General features: G+C 72.9%; 21 protein-coding genes. 13 read left to right on the top strand and 8 right to left on the bottom strand.

Annotated elements, in window-relative coordinates:
* Positions 1–7: 7 nt before the first annotated feature.
* Positions 8–457: a peroxiredoxin gene (locus tag AB0H71_RS06055; RefSeq protein WP_357015307.1), complete on the bottom strand. Its 450-nt coding sequence runs from the start codon at positions 455–457 to the stop codon at positions 8–10.
* 124 nt (positions 458–581) lie between these two features.
* Here AB0H71_RS06055 and AB0H71_RS06060 point away from each other — a divergent pair, with 124 nt between their 5' ends.
* Positions 582–1,169: a TetR/AcrR family transcriptional regulator gene (locus AB0H71_RS06060; RefSeq protein ID WP_357015309.1), complete on the top strand. Its 588-nt coding sequence runs from the start codon at positions 582–584 to the stop codon at positions 1,167–1,169.
* Between the two features lie 158 nt (positions 1,170–1,327).
* Entirely contained in the window at positions 1,328–1,717 is a 390-nt protein-coding gene (locus tag AB0H71_RS06065) for an antibiotic biosynthesis monooxygenase (RefSeq protein ID WP_357015311.1), read from the top strand.
* 10 nt (positions 1,718–1,727) lie between these two features.
* On the opposite strand, the gene AB0H71_RS06070 is transcribed toward AB0H71_RS06065, so the two are convergent.
* Together AB0H71_RS06070 and AB0H71_RS06075 are read right to left on the bottom strand one after the other, a co-directional pair.
* A complete protein-coding gene (locus tag AB0H71_RS06070; protein WP_357015313.1) occupies positions 1,728–2,465 on the bottom strand; it encodes an alpha/beta hydrolase in 738 nt (245 codons plus the stop codon).
* Entirely contained in the window at positions 2,462–2,794 is a 333-nt protein-coding gene (locus tag AB0H71_RS06075; protein WP_357015315.1) for a MerR family transcriptional regulator, read from the bottom strand. The genes AB0H71_RS06070 and AB0H71_RS06075 overlap by 4 nt, the downstream gene beginning before the upstream one ends.
* 137 nt (positions 2,795–2,931) lie before the next feature.
* Here AB0H71_RS06075 and AB0H71_RS06080 point away from each other — a divergent pair, with 137 nt between their 5' ends.
* Both AB0H71_RS06080 and AB0H71_RS06085 read left to right on the top strand, forming a co-directional pair.
* Entirely contained in the window at positions 2,932–3,378 is a 447-nt protein-coding gene (locus AB0H71_RS06080; protein WP_357015317.1) for an HSP20 family small heat-shock protein, read from the top strand.
* Positions 3,379–3,637: 259 nt separating this feature from the next.
* Positions 3,638–3,823 (top strand): hypothetical protein, encoded by a 186-nt coding sequence (locus AB0H71_RS06085; RefSeq protein WP_357015319.1) that lies wholly within the window; start codon positions 3,638–3,640, stop codon positions 3,821–3,823.
* A gap of 38 nt (positions 3,824–3,861) precedes the next feature.
* On the opposite strand, the gene AB0H71_RS06090 is transcribed toward AB0H71_RS06085, so the two are convergent.
* Positions 3,862–5,364: an amidase gene (locus AB0H71_RS06090; protein WP_357015321.1), complete on the bottom strand. Its 1,503-nt coding sequence runs from the start codon at positions 5,362–5,364 to the stop codon at positions 3,862–3,864.
* 86 nt (positions 5,365–5,450) lie between these two features.
* On the opposite strand from AB0H71_RS06090, the gene AB0H71_RS06095 reads away from it, so the two are divergent.
* Positions 5,451–6,092, top strand: coding sequence for an HAD family phosphatase (locus AB0H71_RS06095; RefSeq protein ID WP_357015323.1), 642 nt, complete (start codon positions 5,451–5,453; stop codon positions 6,090–6,092).
* A gap of 87 nt (positions 6,093–6,179) precedes the next feature.
* On the opposite strand, the gene AB0H71_RS06100 is transcribed toward AB0H71_RS06095, so the two are convergent.
* The 3 genes from AB0H71_RS06100 to AB0H71_RS06110 all read right to left on the bottom strand — a co-directional run bounded on the left by AB0H71_RS06100 (position 6,180) and on the right by AB0H71_RS06110 (position 9,317).
* Complete coding sequence (locus AB0H71_RS06100; protein ID WP_357015325.1) at positions 6,180–6,686, bottom strand: hypothetical protein; 507 nt, start codon at positions 6,684–6,686, stop codon at positions 6,180–6,182.
* A gap of 142 nt (positions 6,687–6,828) precedes the next feature.
* Positions 6,829–8,115, bottom strand: coding sequence for a HupE/UreJ family protein (locus tag AB0H71_RS06105; RefSeq protein WP_357015327.1), 1,287 nt, complete (start codon positions 8,113–8,115; stop codon positions 6,829–6,831).
* Positions 8,112–9,317: a DUF3500 domain-containing protein gene (locus AB0H71_RS06110; RefSeq protein WP_357015329.1), complete on the bottom strand. Its 1,206-nt coding sequence runs from the start codon at positions 9,315–9,317 to the stop codon at positions 8,112–8,114. The genes AB0H71_RS06105 and AB0H71_RS06110 overlap by 4 nt, the downstream gene beginning before the upstream one ends.
* A 183-nt stretch (positions 9,318–9,500) precedes the next feature.
* On the opposite strand from AB0H71_RS06110, the gene AB0H71_RS06115 reads away from it, so the two are divergent.
* Positions 9,501–10,316, top strand: coding sequence for a siderophore-interacting protein (locus AB0H71_RS06115; RefSeq protein WP_357015331.1), 816 nt, complete (start codon positions 9,501–9,503; stop codon positions 10,314–10,316).
* Here the strand turns inward: AB0H71_RS06115 and AB0H71_RS06120 are convergent.
* On the bottom strand, positions 10,274–10,654 hold the full coding sequence (locus AB0H71_RS06120; RefSeq protein WP_357015333.1) for a helix-turn-helix domain-containing protein: 381 nt from the start codon (positions 10,652–10,654) through the stop codon (positions 10,274–10,276). The genes AB0H71_RS06115 and AB0H71_RS06120 overlap by 43 nt on opposite strands.
* 74 nt (positions 10,655–10,728) lie before the next feature.
* Here AB0H71_RS06120 and AB0H71_RS06125 point away from each other — a divergent pair, with 74 nt between their 5' ends.
* From AB0H71_RS06125 to AB0H71_RS06155, 7 genes are all read left to right on the top strand, one after another.
* Complete coding sequence (locus AB0H71_RS06125; RefSeq protein ID WP_357015335.1) at positions 10,729–11,676, top strand: zinc-dependent alcohol dehydrogenase family protein; 948 nt, start codon at positions 10,729–10,731, stop codon at positions 11,674–11,676.
* 40 nt (positions 11,677–11,716) lie between these two features.
* Complete coding sequence (locus AB0H71_RS06130; protein WP_357015337.1) at positions 11,717–12,316, top strand: TetR family transcriptional regulator C-terminal domain-containing protein; 600 nt, start codon at positions 11,717–11,719, stop codon at positions 12,314–12,316.
* Positions 12,313–13,029 (top strand): DsbA family protein, encoded by a 717-nt coding sequence (locus AB0H71_RS06135; protein ID WP_357015339.1) that lies wholly within the window; start codon positions 12,313–12,315, stop codon positions 13,027–13,029. Before AB0H71_RS06130 ends, AB0H71_RS06135 begins: the two co-directional genes overlap by 4 nt.
* Positions 13,016–13,825: a maleylpyruvate isomerase family mycothiol-dependent enzyme gene (locus AB0H71_RS06140; protein WP_357015341.1), complete on the top strand. Its 810-nt coding sequence runs from the start codon at positions 13,016–13,018 to the stop codon at positions 13,823–13,825. The genes AB0H71_RS06135 and AB0H71_RS06140 overlap by 14 nt, the downstream gene beginning before the upstream one ends.
* Before the next feature lie 131 nt (positions 13,826–13,956).
* Entirely contained in the window at positions 13,957–14,217 is a 261-nt protein-coding gene (locus tag AB0H71_RS06145) for a hypothetical protein (RefSeq protein WP_357015343.1), read from the top strand.
* 5 nt (positions 14,218–14,222) lie between these two features.
* Positions 14,223–15,026, top strand: a complete 804-nt coding sequence (locus AB0H71_RS06150; RefSeq protein WP_357016200.1) for an SDR family NAD(P)-dependent oxidoreductase — start codon at positions 14,223–14,225, stop codon at positions 15,024–15,026.
* A 69-nt stretch (positions 15,027–15,095) separates the two neighbouring features.
* On the top strand, positions 15,096–17,324 hold the full coding sequence (locus tag AB0H71_RS06155) for an MMPL family transporter (RefSeq protein ID WP_357015345.1): 2,229 nt from the start codon (positions 15,096–15,098) through the stop codon (positions 17,322–17,324).
* The last annotated feature ends 5 nt before the right edge of the window (positions 17,325–17,329 follow it).

Here is a 17,329-nt window from a genome sequence, read left to right on the forward strand (position 1 = left end):
ACCATGATCAGCTTGCCAGCGCCGCGAGCGCCTCGTCCGCGTGGATGTTCATGTTCAGCTCGCTGTGCACGGCGGCGAGCACCCGCCCGTCGGTGCCGACGACGAAGGTGGCCCGCTTCGCGGGCAGCCCTGGCACCCGCCGCTTCAGGCCGTACGCCTTCGCGACATTCCCGTCCACATCCGCCAGCAGCGGGTAACCCAGCCGGTGCTTCTCGTCGAACCGCTTCTGGGTGGCGACATCGTCATTGCTGAGCCCGAGGATCGTCGCCCCGCGCGCCGCGAACTCGCCGACGATATCGCGGAAGTGGCACGCCTCTTTGGTGCAGCCGGGGCTGAGCGCCGCCGGGTAGAAGAACAGCGCGACCGGACCGGCCTGTAAAACCGTGCTCAACCGGACGAGATCACCGCGCTGGTCGAGCAGTTCGAATTCGGGGGCCTGATCACCCACGTGCAGCATCGTGTCCTCCCGGACCACTCGAGCGCCCATGCCATAGGCTGGGTACAGCGCGAATACGCAGGTCACCTCGGTGGTGACCGAATTAATGCACCACCATGGTGCATGAATGGGGTGAGGTTTGGCAATGGGTTCAGCGACACCGGCGCGGGGCCGTCGCCGCGACCCGTCCATCGACGCGCGGGTGCTGCGGGCCGCCGTCGACGAGCTCGCGGAGCGCGGGATCGCGGGCTTCGCCACCAACCGCGTCGCCGCCCGCGCCGGCGTCGACAAGCGCGGGATCTACGCCCGCTGGCCGGAGCGCGACCGGCTCATCACCGACGCGCTCGGCAGCCTCGCCGCGGGGCTCACGGTGCCGGGGACCGGCGCGCTGCGCACCGACCTCATGGCCATCGTCCCCGCGGTGGCCGCCGTCTTCACCAGCCCCCGCATCGAGATCCTGCAGCGCTGCGTCCAGGAGGCGCAGGAGTACCCGGCGATCTACACCGCCTTCCGCCGCGACTCCATCGACCGCTGCATGGCCGTGGTCGAGGAGGTCTTCCGCTCCGCCGCCCGGCGCGGCGAGCTCACCGGCGATCCGGTGCTGGCCGGGGAGGCGTTCATCGGAATCCTGCTCACCCGAACCGGTTTCGTCGGGCAGTCGACGATCCTCGACCCCGCGCAGCAGGAGGCCATCGTCGCCTTCATCGTGGACGCCATCGCCACCGAGAGCTGACGGCGGCGAGCACCTCCGCCGCGATCCGCACCGATATCCCGCACTCCGCCCGCATCCGGAACTACTGGATGGACGGGAGAGACTACTACGAGGCGGTCTTGAATGTTTACGGGTGTGCACATAGGCTGGGAGCAACATTCCACTATGGAAGGAAGCTCATGCCCGCACTGCCCTGGGCCCACGGAATCCACCGCCCCGCCGACGGCGAGACCCTGCACGTGCTCACCTCGCGCCTGCCCCTGAACCACTACGGCGACATCCCCCGCTTCCTCCGCTGGACCCTGCGAATTCGCAAACAGCTGCGGCAGGCGCCGGGCTGCGTCGGCTACACCCTGGACGCCCGCCTGCCGCGCAAGACCTTCTGGACACTCTCCGCGTGGTCCGACGAGGCTGCGATGGAGGCCTTCGTGCGCAGCGGCACGCACGCGCTCATGCTGGCCGACATGGCGGGGCGGGTGGGCACACCGGGGTTCGTCGCCTCCACGGCGAGCCCGGAGCAGATCCCGCTCTCCTGGGCGGATGCCCGCGAACGGCTCGCCCGGCAGTAGCGGGTGATCGTCACACCGAGAGCAGGAATCGCTCCAGCCGCTCGGCGAAACCCGGTGCCGCCGCTACGAAATGGCCCGCTCCCGGTGCGCGCACCCGCTGGGCGGCCAGGGCGTCGGCGAGTGCGTCACAGACTTGCTCGAGGGCCGGAGAGTGACCGCCGGAGGCGACCAGTACCGGCGTGCCGTGCGCGCGAATCAGCTCCAGCCGCGGGCGCGCCTCGCTCGGCAGCCGGGCGCCGTGCGCGCGCCGCACCGCAGCCATCGCCCCGGCGGACAGCGACTCGGGCGAGCCCGCGAGCGCGAGGAATTCGCGCAGCTGGGCGGGATCGGTCGCGGGCCCCTCGGTGAGCACGGTGTCGCCGAGCCGCCGCAGCGCCCGCACCCGCGGGTCGTCCTCGGCCAGGTGGTACAGCGGCGGTTCGATGATGGTCAGCGAGCGTACGGAGGCGGGGCTGCGGGCAGCCGCGACGAGCACCCCGAGGGTGCCGTAGGAGTGCGCGACCACGTGCGGGCGCGTGTCGCCGATGACCGCGGCGAGATCGTCGGCGTCGACCTCGAAGTCCTGACCGCCGCCGGGCGGCCTCGGACTGGGCGGGAAGCCGCGCCGGTACACCGACATCAGCGTCCACCGCGGCCGCAGCGACTCGAGCCCCGCCCAGGTCGCCGTCGGCCCCGCCCCGCCGTGTACCAGCACCACGTCCGGGCCGCTCCCGGTCCGCACGACGCCGACCACCGGCTCCACCGTCACCCCCGCGGCTCGCCCGCGTCGGCGCGGAGCTGATCGCGCTCGGCGGTGAGCGCGGCATTGTGGTCCTCCAGCTCCAGGATCCGCCCGATCCCCGCCAGATTGACCCCCTGTCCGCTGAGCTCCGAGATACGTTGCAGCCGGACGAGATCGTCCCCGCTGTAGCGGCGGGTACCGCCGGAGCTGCGGGCCGGTGTGATGAGCCCGTGCTGTTCGTAGAGCCGCAGCGTCTGGACCGCGATGCCGGCCAGCTCGGCCGCCACCGAGATCGCGTACACCGCCCGATCCGACCCGGGCACCGGCACCGCCCCGCCGCTCGACCTGTCCACCATCGCCAACTCACCGCCTTTTCCTCGCGCTTCGAGATTATCTCATCGAGGCGCTTGCACTCATCCGATCCGCGTGCTACATAATATCTATGCCAGGCGGCAGAGATTACCTGGCACCACACACACTGAGATAAGGAGTAGTGGAGGTGGCGACCATGCTGATGCGTACCGATCCGTTCCGGGATCTGGACCGATTCACGCAGCAGGTGTTCGGCACGGCGGCCCGTCCGGCGGTGATGCCGATGGACGCCTGGCGCGAGGGCTCGGACTTCGTGGCGGAGTTCGACCTGCCCGGAATCGACCCGGATTCGCTGGACCTCGATGTCGAGCGCAATGTGGTGACGGTGCGCGCCGAGCGCGCGCAGCTGGACCAGGGGCGGTCGATGATCGCCTCGGAGCGTCCGCGCGGCGTGTTCTCCCGGCAGCTCTTCCTCGGCGAGGGGCTCGACACCGAGCGCATTCGCGCCGACTACCGCGACGGCGTGCTGCGGGTGACGATCCCGGTAGCGGAGAAGGCCAAGCCGCGCAAGATCGAGATCATCCGCGGCGAACAGCAGCACGACACCAAGGCACTCGCCGGATCCTGACCCGCCCGCGCCTCCGGAGCACCGGAGCGAACGTGGCCGGGTCCACGACCCGGCCCGCGCGGGTGGCGACACCCGCCGCGCGGGCCCCGCCCGGTCCCCGCAGGGCCCGCGCCCAGACGGTTCGAGAGGGTTCGAGTGGAAGGCAGGTGATGCCCGTTACGCGAATGCCACGTCTAGACACCAGGTTTCACGACTCTTCCCTTCGCGGGGCGGGCCCGGCGGTCACGGGCCCGCCCCGTTCCACACCACGGAGGACGCGATGACCTTCACCCCGACCGGCGGCGACGCCGACCGCGCCGACCAGCGAATCCCGGCCGACCCCGCCGCGCCGCATCCACTCGCCGACCGCATCCGCGGCGCCTTCGAGAGCTCGTCGGCCGCCGACCGCGTCGACCGAGCCTGGGTCCTGCCCGCCGACGACGGCCTCGATCTCCTGGCCTACTGACGCGCCGCAGGCAACGCGGCCCGAGCGATCGACCGCGGTCAAACCTCGGCCGTCCGGTGCACGACCGGCGCGGGGTGCCGGTGCGCCCACGGCCGCGCCTGCTCGAGCTGCGCGGCCAGCTGGAGCAGATCACCGTCGGCCCCCGGCCGCCCGACGAACTGGACCCCGAGCGGCAACCCCGCCGCGGTCCAGTGCAGCGGGACGCTGATGGCCGGTCGCCCGGTGAGGTTGGCGAGCTGGGTGTAGGGCACCCAGCCCAGGTTCTGCTCGATGAGGGTGTCCAGGATGCCGGTCGCCCGCATGACCCGGCCACCGTGCAGGCGGTGCAGGACGCGGGAGCCGCTCTGCTGCCACTTCGGGGTGGTCAGGGTGCCGATGGGCAGGGGCGGGGTGGCGAGGGTGGGGGTGAGGAAGTAGTCGTAGCGGTCGTGGAAGGCGGCCAGGTCGCGGGTGTAATCGTTGATGTGGTCGATGGCCGCCATGAGTTTGCCGACGCCGTTGCAGCGGGCGATCTCGCCGACGGCGAGGGTGTCCGCCTCGAAATCGCGGTCCCGTGCCCCGGTCCGCTCCTTGATCGCGAGGATCTCGCGGTAGAGGCTGGCGAACCAGATCGTGAGGAAGTCCTCGGCCAGTCGCTTGTCGTCGTACGGCGGGCGGACCTCATCGACCTCGTGGCCGAGCCCGGTCAGCAGCTCGGCCGCGCTCGCGACCGCCGCGATCGCCTCCGGGTGCGGGTTCGCGGTGATGGCGGAGGCGGTGGAGTAGCCGATGCGCAGGGTGCCCGGCTCCCGGCGGATGTGCTCGGCGAAGGGGCGCTCGGGCAGCGCGGCCCGGTAGGCGGCGCGCGAGTTCGGGCCGATGACGGCGTCGTAGAGCGCCGCGCTGTCGCGGACGGTGCGCGACACCACGCCCTGGGTGACCATGCCGAACATGACCTCGCCGACCCGCGGCCCGTACGGGCTGAGCCCGCGGCTGGCCTTGAGCCCCACCAGCCCATTGCACGCTGCCGGGATCCGGATCGACCCGCCCCCGTCATTGGCGCCCGCGGCGGGCACGATCCCGGCGGCGACCGCCGCGCCGGAGCCGCCCGACGACCCGCCCGGGGTGTGCGCGGTATTCCACGGATTGCGCGCCGGACCCCAGAACTCGGACTCCGTGACCCCCTTGCTGCCGAACTCCGGGGTGTTGGTCTGGCCGAAGATGACCAGCCCGGCGTCGAGCAGCCGCTGCACCAGCAGGCTGTGCTCGGCCGCGACCTCACCGGCGAGCGAGCGCGAGCCCTCGGTGCTCGGGAACCCCCGGTACTCCTGCTGCAGGTCCTTGATCAGGAACGGAACCCCGGCGAAGGGGCCGGTGAGCTCGCTCGCGGCGCGCTCGTCGGCGACCCCGTCGAAGGTGCGCACGATGGCGTTCAGCGCCGGATCGACCGCCTCGGCCCGCTCCCGCGCCAGCGCGAGCAGCTCCGCCGGTTTCACGTCCCCGCGTGCCACGAGTTCGGCCAGACCGGTCGCGTCGTACTTCAGGTACTCCTCGAGCTCCACCCCTCGGATCCTAGGACGCCGAGCGCGCCCGGCGGGCCCTTTCGTACGGTGGTGCCATGCGGAGTGCGCCGAGCCGAGTGGGCTGTGTGGTTTTCGATTGCGACGGGCTGCTGGTCGATACCGAGGCGCGCTGGTCCGTCGCGGAGGCGGCGCTCTTCGCGCGGCACGGGTTCGGGTTCGGCGCCGAGCAGAAGGCGATGCTGATCGGGCGCACCGTCCCCGACGCGGTGGCCGAGCTGACGTCCTACTTCGGCCGCCCCGGCGAGGACGAGCAGCTCACCGCCGAGCTGATGGCGCTGGTGCGGCAGGAGCTCGACGCCGGCGCCGAGGCGCTGCCCGGGGCGCGGCGCATCGTGGCGGAGTGCGCGGCGCGGGTGCCGGTGGCGGTCGCCTCCAACAGTCCGCGGGCGCTGGTGGAGGCGGCGCTGGCGCGCGCCGGGCTGGCCGAGCTGCTGCCGGTGGTGGTGACCGCCGACGATGTCGTCCGGGGCAAGCCGGATCCCGAGCTGTATCTGACGGCGTGCGCGAAGCTCGGGGCGGAGCCGGGCGCGTCGGTGGCGTTCGAGGACTCCGGGACCGGGGCGGCGGCGGCGCGGGCGGCGGGGATGTACCTGATCACCGTGCCCTCGCTGCCGGGCAGGGCCGTCGACCACGACTGGCTGCTCGACACCCTCGACGACCCGGCCCTGCTGGGCTGGGCGCGGACGCTGGCCCCTATCGCTCGCTGAGCTGCCGCGCATCGGCGGAGACCAGCCGGGTATCGAGCCCACGATCCCCCTCGACCGTCACCGGGAGGTGATCGGCAGCGGCTGCCTTCAGTGCGACGTTCGCGCAGGCCGGACGCGGCCGAGGACGAGCGCAAGCACGATCAGCAGCACCGCCGCGAGCACCGTCCACTTCGACCATGCGACGGCCGCGATGACCCGTCCCGCCCACGCCGGGTCGTACCAATATCCCGCCGCGCCCGCTTCGACGAAGGCCGCGGACAGTGCGTTCTCGACGAGATCGAGTACCGCGGCCGCGGACGGGAGCAGCATGACCACCGGGGTGAATCGCCGCAGGCCGGGCGGCTCGTGCCACCACCAGGTGGCCACCAGCGCCATCGTGCCGAGCAGCCAGTACCCCACCACGATCAGCAGCGAATCGGCGAGAAGCGACCAGCGGAAGTCCGCGAGGGGCGGGAGGGCGCAGCTCTCGGTGACCCGCTGTAGGCGAGCCGAGGTCCCGGAGAGCTGCACCGCGGGATGCAGCCGCACGCAGTCGTCGCTCAGCCGGGATGCCAGCACGAGGCCGGACCCGAACAGCGCGATCCCCAGCGCCATCAGCCCGAATACCCGACGCTGGTCGTCGCGGCACCTTTTCGTGTCCGCCACCGGTCGTCCCCCTCGGCTTCGCTGGAAGCGGCCACCCCCCCGCTCGATGTCCAGTGTGCACCCGGGCCCGGCGCCACCGCGGTCGTGCGCGCTATTCGGGAGCCGGCGGGGCGCCGGGCGGAGCCGATGCCCGCGCGGGAACCGGCGCGGAGCGATCGGCGCGCGGTGCGACCACCGCGGCGATGCCCGCCAGCACCACGAGCCCGGCGAGGGAGTACCAGCCGGTGGCGCCGATCCGGTCCGCCGCCACCGCCACCGGGTTGCCGACCCCGAGCCGATCCAGGAGCCAGCCGAGCGCCGCCACCGCGGCGCAGAGCGCCCCCGCCACCCGCACCGGGGTGTACCAGCGGGTGTGGGCCAATACCAGCAGGCACGGCAGCACCAGGGCCACGACGAGCAGCTGCATCAGCTCGATCCCGAGGTTGAAGCCGAGCAGGCCGGTCACCAGCTCCGGTGTGGACAGCTGTAGTTCGGCGAGCGTGGCCGAGAAGGCCAGCCCGTGCACCAGCCCGAATCCGGCCGCCACCACCGCCTCTCGGCCGGGGAAGAGCGGGCGCAGCGCGTGCACCGCGCCGATCAGGATGCTCACCGCGATCAGCGATTCCACCGGCCCCGCGGGCAGTGCGCCGCGGCCGAGCGCGGCCAGTGCCAGGGTGGCCGAGTGCCCGGCGGTGAAGGCCAGGGTGATAGCGGTCATCCGGCCGACGGCGCGGCGGGTGCCGATCGGGCCGCGCCAGCGTCCGTCCGCCGCCAGCAGCGGCGCGGGCAGCAGCAGGACCAGCAGGAAGAGCAGGTGGTCGGTCCCGGCCAGGATGTGGTCGCCACCGAGGCGGAACATGGCCGCGAAGCCGCGCCACGGCCCGCCCCCGTCCAGGTCCACCGGGAGCGTGGTCACCCGCATGCTGCGGGTGTCGACCGCGATCACCCCGAGCTGCCCGCCTGCCCGCTCCGACACCAGGATCGAGTGCGTGACCACCCGGTGCACGACGGGGTCGGCCGCCAGGGTGAACCGCCGCAGCGGCGCGCCCGGCGGCGGGGTGAGCGTGGCCTCGGCGAGCACCTCGCGGTAGGGGCCGGTGGCGGTGCTCTCGGCCGCGGTGAGCCGGAGTTCGCCGACCACCGCCGACCAGGGTCTGCCATCGGGGGCGAACAGCCGCAGGTGCTCGGTGAGGTAGCGGCGCAGTCCTTCGGTGTCGCGCAGCTCGATCCCGCTGGCCAGCGCGAGATCGTCGGTGGGAACGGAGAGCCGGGCGGTAATGCGGTCGGCGGCCGGGTCGAGTTCCAGCGTGGAGTGCGGCATGGGGTGCGCCGCGGCGGTCGCGGTGGGTGACAGCAGCACCGCCGCGACCGCCGCGAGCGCGAGAACGAGCCGCCTCACCGGAAGGTGAACTCGCCGCCGTAATCGCGGGTGTGGTCGCGCCAGATGGTGTGGTAGTGGATCTGGTCCTGCACGACCACGCCGTTCTGGCAGACGAATTCGATCCACACGCCGGGGCCGTCGAGCCGGAAGTAGTCGCCCTGCGCGGTGAGCCCGGTGCCGCCGGAGTAGGCGAGGTAGGTCTCGTCCAGGTCCTTCTCGTAGCCGGCCAGGGTGGCGGCGGCGGTGGCGTCGTCGGCGATGCCGACCCACGGGCGCATGGCGGCCAGCACGAGCTGCTTCTGGTCGGCGTTCAGCTCGCTCACCGCCAGCCCCTGCTTGGTCTCCGGGAACTGCCCGTCCTTGCCGGGGCCCATCAGCACGTCGGTGAAGGATTCGCCGAGCTTCGCCCTGGCCAGCTGGTCGGCGCTCAGGCCGGCGGTGGCCGCGCGCACGGCGTCGGCCATGTCCCGCAGCGGGGTGTAGGCGGTGCCGCCGGTTTCGAAGGAGGTGGGTTCGACACCGACGAAGTACGGGCTCGGTCCGGCGACCGCGCCGTCCCGGTAGGTGAAGTTGACCGCCAGGTGATGACCGCCGAAGTGCAGGATCCAGGTGCCGTCGGTGCTCGGGGAGCCGAGCAGGGCGAGGTCGTAGAGCCCGGCGCCGTAGCCGCCCAGACCGCCGCCCTGCGGCATTCCGCCGTCCGGCGCTCCGCTCGGCGGGGTGCCGCCGCCCGGGGGCGTCCCCTGGTCCGGCGAGCCGCTCGGCGGGGTACCGCCCCCGGGGCCGCCGCCCTGACCGCTGGACTGCAACCCGGCCAGGTACTCGTCGGCGACGCGCAGCTGCTCGACCCGGGTCCAGCCGCTGTCGCCGGTGCCGAGCGCCGCCTTCAGCAAGGTGTCGGCAAGCGCCTGCTGCTGCTCGGAGAGGTCGCCGAGCGGTACGCCGCCGCGGCAGCTCTGCCCGCAGGGCAGGTTCGACCAGGCGACCGCGTCGGCCTCGGTCAGCTCCAGCAGCGCCTGCTCGCGCTGGGTCTGGTCCAGCGAGTCGGCGAAGGCCTTCGCCGCGTTCACCACCGTCGTCACCTCGGCAACCGCCGACGACGACGAACTCGCCGCCGACGAGGAGTCGGGCGAATCCGAGCACCCGGCGGCCAGCAGCGCGAGGGCGGCCACCGCCGCCGTCCACACCCGGGCCCACCCGGCGGTTCCAGTTCTGCGCACAGCCGATCACCCCTTCTCCGACCCCGCAGCCCTCGCGACCGATTGCCAGGAGTGTGCTGGGTGAGCCGATTCTGCCACGCGAGCGGGCCACGGAACGGCGATTCGACACTCGTTTTCACCTGCCGGACTCCGGTCGGCCGGGAGCGCGTTAGGCTGACCTAAGTCGACGCGCAAGGAGGGGTGATGGAATCCATCAGGGCCGGCATCAGGGCGCGGGGGCGCGCCAATGCGCCGCTGTCGCTGCGGCTCACCGTCGCGGAGGTGCGGCCGCTCTCGCCCGGGTTCACCCGGGTCGTGCTGGAGGGGGCCGGGCTCGCGCAGTACCGCGCACCGCGCCCGGCGGACGCCTTCAAGCTGGAGCTCTCCACCGACGACACCGGCCGCCCGCTGCTGCGCGCCTTCACCGTGCGCGAATTCGACGCCACCTCAGGGCGTTTGACGCTGGACATCGCCCGCCACGCGCGCGGCGCCGCGGTGAACTGGCTCGCTACCGTGAGCCCGGGCGACGCGGTGACGCTGGCCGGGATGCGCCCGGAGTGGGTCGCCGCCGACGGGGTGCGGGACCACGTCCTGATCGGCGACGACACCGCGGTCCCGGCGATCGCGGCGATCATCGACAGCCTCGGGCCCGAGCACCGGGTGTGGGCGTACGTCTCGACCACCGACCCCGCCCTGCTCCCCCGGCACCCGAACCTCGAGCTACAGCTCCTCGACTCCGTCACCGATATCGAAACCCGCACGCCCGCGGCGATTTCCGCGCGCCGCCGGACCCAGGTGTGGGTGGCCGCCGAGGCCGCCGCCGTCCGGCGCGTCCGCGCCCACGTCCTCGGCCCGTGGGGCGTGGCCCGCGCCGACCTGCTCGCGCGCGCCTACTGGAAGCGCGGCCTGACCAATACCGACACCGATGCCGCGAGCCTGCTCGGCTACCGGGAGGCGGTGCTGGCGGGCGGCGACATTCACGATCCGGCGCTCGCCGAACGGATCGATCTGGGGCTCTGAGCCTCCTCGAACTCGGCGATGGCGCCGCCGTGCTCCCGGGCCCAGTCGGTCAGGACGTCGATGGGCTCGACCAGGGTGCGGCCGAGCTCGGTCAGGCGGTACTCGACCCGGCGCGGCGCGTGCTCGGTGCGGTCGACCAGGCCGTAGCCCTGGAGCCGGCGCAGGGTCTGGGTCAGCACCTTGCGGGAGATGCCCCCGATGGTGTCGACGAGCTCGCCGTGCCGGCGCGGCGCCCGGCTGAGCGCGAACAGGACGAGCACGGTCCACTTGTCGGCGATGATCTCGACCGCGAGCCGGGTGGGGCAGTCGACGAGGCGGGAGGCTGCCGTGTCTTGCATGAGATTCGAAGGTACCAGGAGGTAACCACGCGCTCCGTAGCGTTTCCGGCATGCGAGGAAACGAGGGAGGCGCCGTGGCGCGGGTTGTGGTGTTCGACGAGTTCGGTGGGCCGGAGGTCTTGCGCATCGTCGAGGAGCCGGTGGCCGAGCCGGCGGTGGGCGAGGTGCGGGTGCGGATCGAGGCGTTCGCGGTGAATCCGCTGGATCGGATGATGCGGTCGGGGGCTATGCCCGGTGCGGTGACCCTGCCGCATGCTCGGCTCGGTGTGGAGGGGACCGGGGTCATCGATGCGGTGGGTGCCGAGGTCGCGGGGTTCGCGGACGGTGATCCGGTCGTCATCGCGGCGCTCCCGGATGCGGGGGTGCGGGGCAGCTACGCGGAGTACACCACGCTGCCCGCGAGCCGGGTCATCGCCCGGCCCGCCGGGCTGAGTGTTCCGGAGGCGGCCGCGATCTGGGTCGCCTACTCCACGGCGTACGGCGCGCTGGTCGAGAAGGGCGGGATGCGCCCGGGGGACCACATCCTCGTCACCGCCGCCTCCGGCGCGGTGGGCCGGGCGGCGCTGCGGATCGCCGCCCGGATGGGCGCCGTGCCCATCGCCGTCACCCGGGACAGCGCGAAAACCGGCGAACTGCTCGCCGCCGGCGCCGCCGCGGTCATCGCCACCGATCGCGAATCCATCGCCGACGGCGTCCGCCGCCACGCCCCCGGCGGCGCCGATCTCGTCCTCGACCTCGTCACCGGCCCCGGTCAGCGGGAACTGCTCGCCGCCGCGCGCCCCGGAGCGCCGCTGATCGCCGCGGGCTTCCTGGATCCGCGCCCCGCGGACTCCCCGGTCGAGCACTACCGCAGCTTCGAGCACACCCTCGATCCGGTGGTGGTCGAGCGCATGGCCCGCTTCCTGGACGCCGATCGCGATCGGCCCGATATCGACGAGGTGTTCGCCTTCGACGATGTCGTCCGGGCCCACCGCCACCTGGAGCGGGGCCGGTACAGCGGCAAGATTGTCGTCTCGGTCTGACTGGTTGACCGGTCAGTCAAGGGCGGGTTAGGGTCCGGGCATGGACGAGCGGCCCGGGCCACGGGAACGGATCGTGCGCGCGGCGGCGGCACTGTTCCTGGCGCGCAGCTACACCGGCGTCGGCATCGCCGAGATCTGCGCGGCGGCCGACGTGCGCAAGGGCACGCTCTACCACTTCTTCCCGTCCAAGGCCGAGATCGGCAAGGCGGTGCTGGACTGGCACGCGGCCGCCTTCGACCGGCACTTCACCCGCGCCGAGCACGCGAACGGGGAGATCGCCGCGCTGGTGGGCGCGGTGACCGGGGTGCAGTCCGGTATCGAGCGGCGCTTCGGCCGGATCGTCGGCTGCCCGATGGGCAATCTCGCCGCCGAGCTGGCGACGACCGAGGTCGAGGTGCGCGAGCATCTCGCGCGGATCTTCGCGGCGTGGGAGGAGCGCCTTGCGGTGGGGTGCAGGCGCGCGGCCGCGGCCGGGCGGCTGCGCGCCGGTGTCGACCCGGAGCGGATGGCACACCTGCTGCTGGCGCAGGTGCAGGGGGCGATCCTGCTGGCCAAGGCGCGGGAACGAACGGCGGCCGAGATCGTCGCCGACGTGGACGAACTGCTGCGGCTGTACCTGGTCACGGAGGTGGCGGTGTGACGCCGGAGAGCGTTGATTTCCATTTCGACCCCATGTGCCCCTTCGCGTATCAGACCTCGGTCTGGCTGCGGCGGGTGCGCGAGCAGCTCGGCATCGCGATCGACTGGCGGTTCTTCAGCCTGGAGTGGGTGAACCACGTCGAGGGCAAGAAGTATCCGTGGGAGCGCGAGTGGTCCTACGGCTGGTCGCTCATGCGGATCGGCGCGCTGCTGCGCCGCCGCGACCAGGCCGCGCTGGACCGCTGGTACGCCGCCATCGGCGCCGAGCTGCACGAGCGCGGCGGCTCGCCGCACCGCCGCGAGGTCGCCCGGCGGCTCCTGGACGAGCTCGGCTTCGGCGCGGCCACCCTGGACGCCGCGCTCGCCGACCCCAGCACGCACACCGAGGTCGAGCGCGACCACCGGCGGGTGCTCGCCGCGGGCGGCTTCGGGGTGCCGACGCTGTTCCTCGACGGCGAGCACTGCCTGTTCGGGCCGGTCCTGGTCGACCCGCCCAGCGGCGAGCAGGCGCTGGCGCTGTGGCGGGTCGTGACCGGCATGGCGGCGCTGCCGCAGGTGTTCGAGCTGCAGCGCCCGAAATCAGCCGCCGACACCGCGCGCATCGGCGAACGGCTGAAACCGTATGTGCGCGGCCGTGATTGGGTGAGCATCGACCGCGGCCGGCTGATCGACCTCGACGGACTCGTGAACGGAGACACCGATGACCGAGCGTGAACGCATCACCGGCGCACTGGTGGCGCAGTGGCAGGCCATCCGCGCGCTGGCGGCCGGCTTCGACGCGGCGCAGTGGACGGCGCCGAGCCCGTGCCCGGGCTGGCGCACGCGCGACGTCATCGCGCACATCGTCGGCACAGAGTCGACGCTGGCCGGTGCCGAGCCGCCGGAGCTGCCCGACGCCGCGGCGCGAGCGCACGTGCACAACGAGATCGGCGCGCTGAACGAGCGCTGGGTCGAGCACCTCCGCCCGCTCTCCCCCGCCGAGCTGCTCGAGCGCTACGACGCGGTCATCGGCGCGCGCACGGCGGCGCTGACCGCCATGACCGACGCCGAATTCGACGCCCCCTCCTGGACGCCGGAGGGGCCGGGCACCTACGCGCGATTCATGCGCATCCGGATCTTCGACTGCTGGATGCACGAGCAGGATCTGCGCACGGCGATCGGGCGCCCCGGCGGCACCGACACCACCGCCGGCGAGATCGCCATCGAGGAGATGACCGGCAAGCTCGGCTACATCGTCGGCAAGCGCGCCGCCGCACCCGCGCGCTCCACGGTCACGGTGGTGCTCACCGGCGGGCTCGGGCGGACCGTGCCGGTGCTGGTCGAGGACCGGGCCCGCATCCTGGAGACCGCCCCCGACGACCCCACCGTCACCCTCACCCTGCCTGCACCGCTCTTCGCCCGCCTCTACGGCGGCCGGGTCACCCCCGCCGAGGTCGCGGATTCGGTCGGGATCGGCGGCGATCAGCTGCTCGGCCACCGCGTGCTCGACGCCCTGGCCATCACCATGTGACCGCAGACTCGCTGGGGTGAGTTCGTATCGCCTGGCCGAGCCGGCGGCCTGCCGGGAGTCGCCGCCATCGCCCCATATCGATGCCCTCGTGCTGGTCGACGGCGGCACCGCTGCGCAGGAAGTTCGGTGATGTGCAGAGCACCGGCGACAGCGAGCTGTTCGTGAACCCGCTCATGGCCATGTACCTCGCCGTCGACCTCCCGGCGCTGGCACGCACCGTCGGCTACCTGCCGCACCTGCGCTCGCGGCCCGAGCCCCGGCCGGTCACCTCGATCCCGCGCCGACTCGGTCAAACGCCGCTTGAATCACTGATTGAAACATGTTCTACTTCCGGCGTGAGCGAGAAGAACGTGCATGTGATCCTGGCCCGGCTGCTCGGTGGGTCGCGGTGAGCCGGATGCCGCTGGACGGCGCCGTTCTCGTCGTGACCGGTGCGGGCAACGGCATCGGCCGCCGCGTGGCGCTGGAGCTGGTCGCCCGCGGCGCCGTCGTCGCCGCCGCCGATCGGGACGAGCGGGCACTCGCCGACCTGGCGTCGGCGAGCAGCCGGATCTCCACGCACCTTCTCGATATCGCCGATCGCGCCGCGGTACAAGCCTTTCCGGCCGAGGTGCTGGCCAGGCACGGGCGGGTCGACGGGCTCTTCAATATCGCCGGTGTCGGCCAGCGGGTAGCGACCGTGGCCGAGCTCGGCGACGCCGAGATCGAGACGGTGCTGGCGGTGAACTTCTCCGGCGCGGTGTGGATGTGCCGCGCCTTCCTGCCGCACCTGCTGCGGCGCCCGCGCGCGATCATCGTGAACACCTCGAGCCTGTCGGCCCTCGTGCCGGTGCCTGGCTCGGCGATCTACGGCGCCTCGAAGGCGGCGCTCGCGCTCTTCGGCTACGGCCTGGCGCAGGATCTGCGCGGACGCACCGCTGTCACGGTGACCACCGTGCTCCCCGGCGCGGTCTGGACCGATCTGGTCCGGCGCAGCGCGGCGGCGCTCGGCGCGCCGGAGCGGGTCGCGCGCGCCTTCGCCGCCGAGCCCGAGCGGGTGGCGCGCCGGATGGTCGACGCGGCGGTGGCGGGGCGGGGCCGGGTGGTGATCGGCGGGGACGCCAGGGTCTACGACATCGTGCGGCGGGTCAGCACCCGCGCCGCCGACCGGCTGTCGTACCTCCAGGTCGGGCGGGTGTTCTACCGGCGCGCCCGCAGCTGACTCCGGTGGCTCGCAGAGCACGCCGATGATCGCCGATACTGGACGGCGATCATCGACGAAAGGCTCGACGTGCTGTCTGCCATCGCCCGGCTGGCGCTCGCCGCCCCGCGCCGGGTTCTCGCCGTCGCGCTCCTGGTGCTGGTCGCGGCCGCGGCCTTCGGGATACCGGTGGCGGGCAGCCTGTCGGCGGGCGGCTTCCAGGACCCGACCTCGCCGTCGGCGCGGGCGACGGAGCTGCTCTCGGCGAAGTTCGGCCGCGGTGACATGGAGCTGGTGCTCACCGTCACCGCCGAGCAGGGCGCGACCGGTCCGGCGGCGAGCGCCGCCGGGGCCGCCATCGTCGACCGGCTCCGCCGCTCCGAGCATGTCACGCAGGTGTTCTCGGCCTGGACCGTCCCCGCGCCCGCGGCGGCGGGGCTGCTCGGCGCGGACGGGAAGACGGGGCTCGTCGTCGCCGGGATCTCCGGCGGCGAGAACGCCGCGCCGAAGTACGCCGAGGCCCTCGCCGCCGAGCTGACCGGGGACCGGGACGGCGTCACCGTGCGGGCGGGCGGCTCGGCCATGGTCTACACCCAGATCAACGCGCAGACCGAGCACGACCTGCTGCGCATGGAGCTGATCGCGGTTCCGCTGACCTTCCTGCTGCTGATCTGGGTCTTCGGCGGGCTGCTCGCCGCCGCGCTGCCGATGGTGGTCGGCGTGGTCGCGATCGTTGGCTCGATGGCGGTGCTGCGCGGGGCCGCGTTCGTCACCGAGGTCTCGATCTTCGCGCTGAACCTCACCATCGCCATGGGGCTGGCGCTGGCCATCGACTCCACCCTGCTGATCATCTCCCGGTACCGCGAGGAGCTGGCCGGGGGCGCGGACCGGGAAGCGGCGCTCGTGCGCACCATGGTGACCGCCGGTCGCACCGTGCTGTTCTCGGCGCTGACCGTCGGGCTCTCCATGGTGGCGATGGTGCTGTTCCCCATGTACTTCCTGAAATCCTTCGCCTACGCCGGCATCGCGACGGTCGCCTTCGGCGCGGCGGCGGCCATCGTCATCACACCGGCCGCGATCGTGCTGCTCGGCGCCCGGCTCGACGCCTACGACGTGCGCCGCTTCGCCCGGCGGCTGCTCCGGCGCCCGGAGCCGCGGCCGCGCCCGATCGAGCGGAGCTTCTGGTACCGGACCACGGTCGGCGTGCAGCGCGCGGCGCTCCCGATCGGGCTGGCGATCGTCGCGCTGCTGCTCCTGCTCGGCGCGCCGTTCCTCGGCGTGCAGTGGGGCTTCCCGGACGACCGGGTGCTGCCGGAATCCGCCTCCGCGCGGCAGGTCGGCGAGCTGCTGCGTGCCGATTTCGGGCAGAGCTCCGCCACCCAGGTCATCGTCGTGCTCCCCGACGCGGGCGCGGTGACCCCGGCCGAACTCGGCGGCTATGCCGAGCGGCTCTCCCGGGTGCCCGGCGTGACCTCCGTCGCCGCCCCCGACGGCACCTATGTGGCCGGGGCGCGGAGCGGGCCGTCGGCCGGGCTCAGCGGGATCGCCGACGGCAGCGCGTTCGTCACCGTCGGTAGCTCGGCGGCGCTCTTCTCCGCGGCGTCGGAGACCCAGCTCGACGAGTTGCGCGCGGTGGCGGGGCCGGACGGGCGGCCCGGGCAGCTCGCCGGAATCGCGGCGGTGAACAGCGACAGCGTCGCGGCGATCACCGACCGGTTGCCGCTGGTGCTCGGGCTGATCGCGGCGATCACCTTCGTGCTGCTGTTCCTGCTCACCGGCAGCGTGGTGCTGCCGCTCAAGGCCGTCCTGCTCAATGTGCTGTCGCTGACCGCGGCGTTCGGCGCGCTGGTCTGGATCTTCCAGCAGGGCCACCTCGGCGCGCTCGGAACCACCCCGACCGGGACGCTGGTGGCGAATATGCCGGTGCTGCTGTTCTGCATCGCCTTCGGGCTCTCGATGGACTACGAGGTGTTCCTGCTCTCCCGCATCCGGGAGTACTGGCAGGCCGCCGTCCGCGACGGCCGGACCGACCGCGCCGCCAGCGACGAGAGCGTCGCGCTCGGGCTGGCGCGCATGGGCCGGATCGTCACCGCGATCGCCGCCGTCATGGCGATCTCCTTCGCGGCGCTCATCACCGCCGAGGTTTCGTTCATGCGCATGTTCGGGCTCGGCCTCACCCTCGCCGTCCTGGTCGACGCGACGCTGGTCCGGATGCTGCTCGTCCCCGCCTTCATGCACGTCCTCGGCCACCGCAACTGGTGGGCGCCCGCACCGCTGCGCCGGCTGCACGAGCGCTTCGGGCTCGACGAGGCACGATAGCGCTC

This window comes from Nocardia sp. NPDC050697 (assembly GCF_040654395.1).
In the GTDB taxonomy this organism is placed as follows: domain Bacteria; phylum Actinomycetota; class Actinomycetes; order Mycobacteriales; family Mycobacteriaceae; genus Nocardia.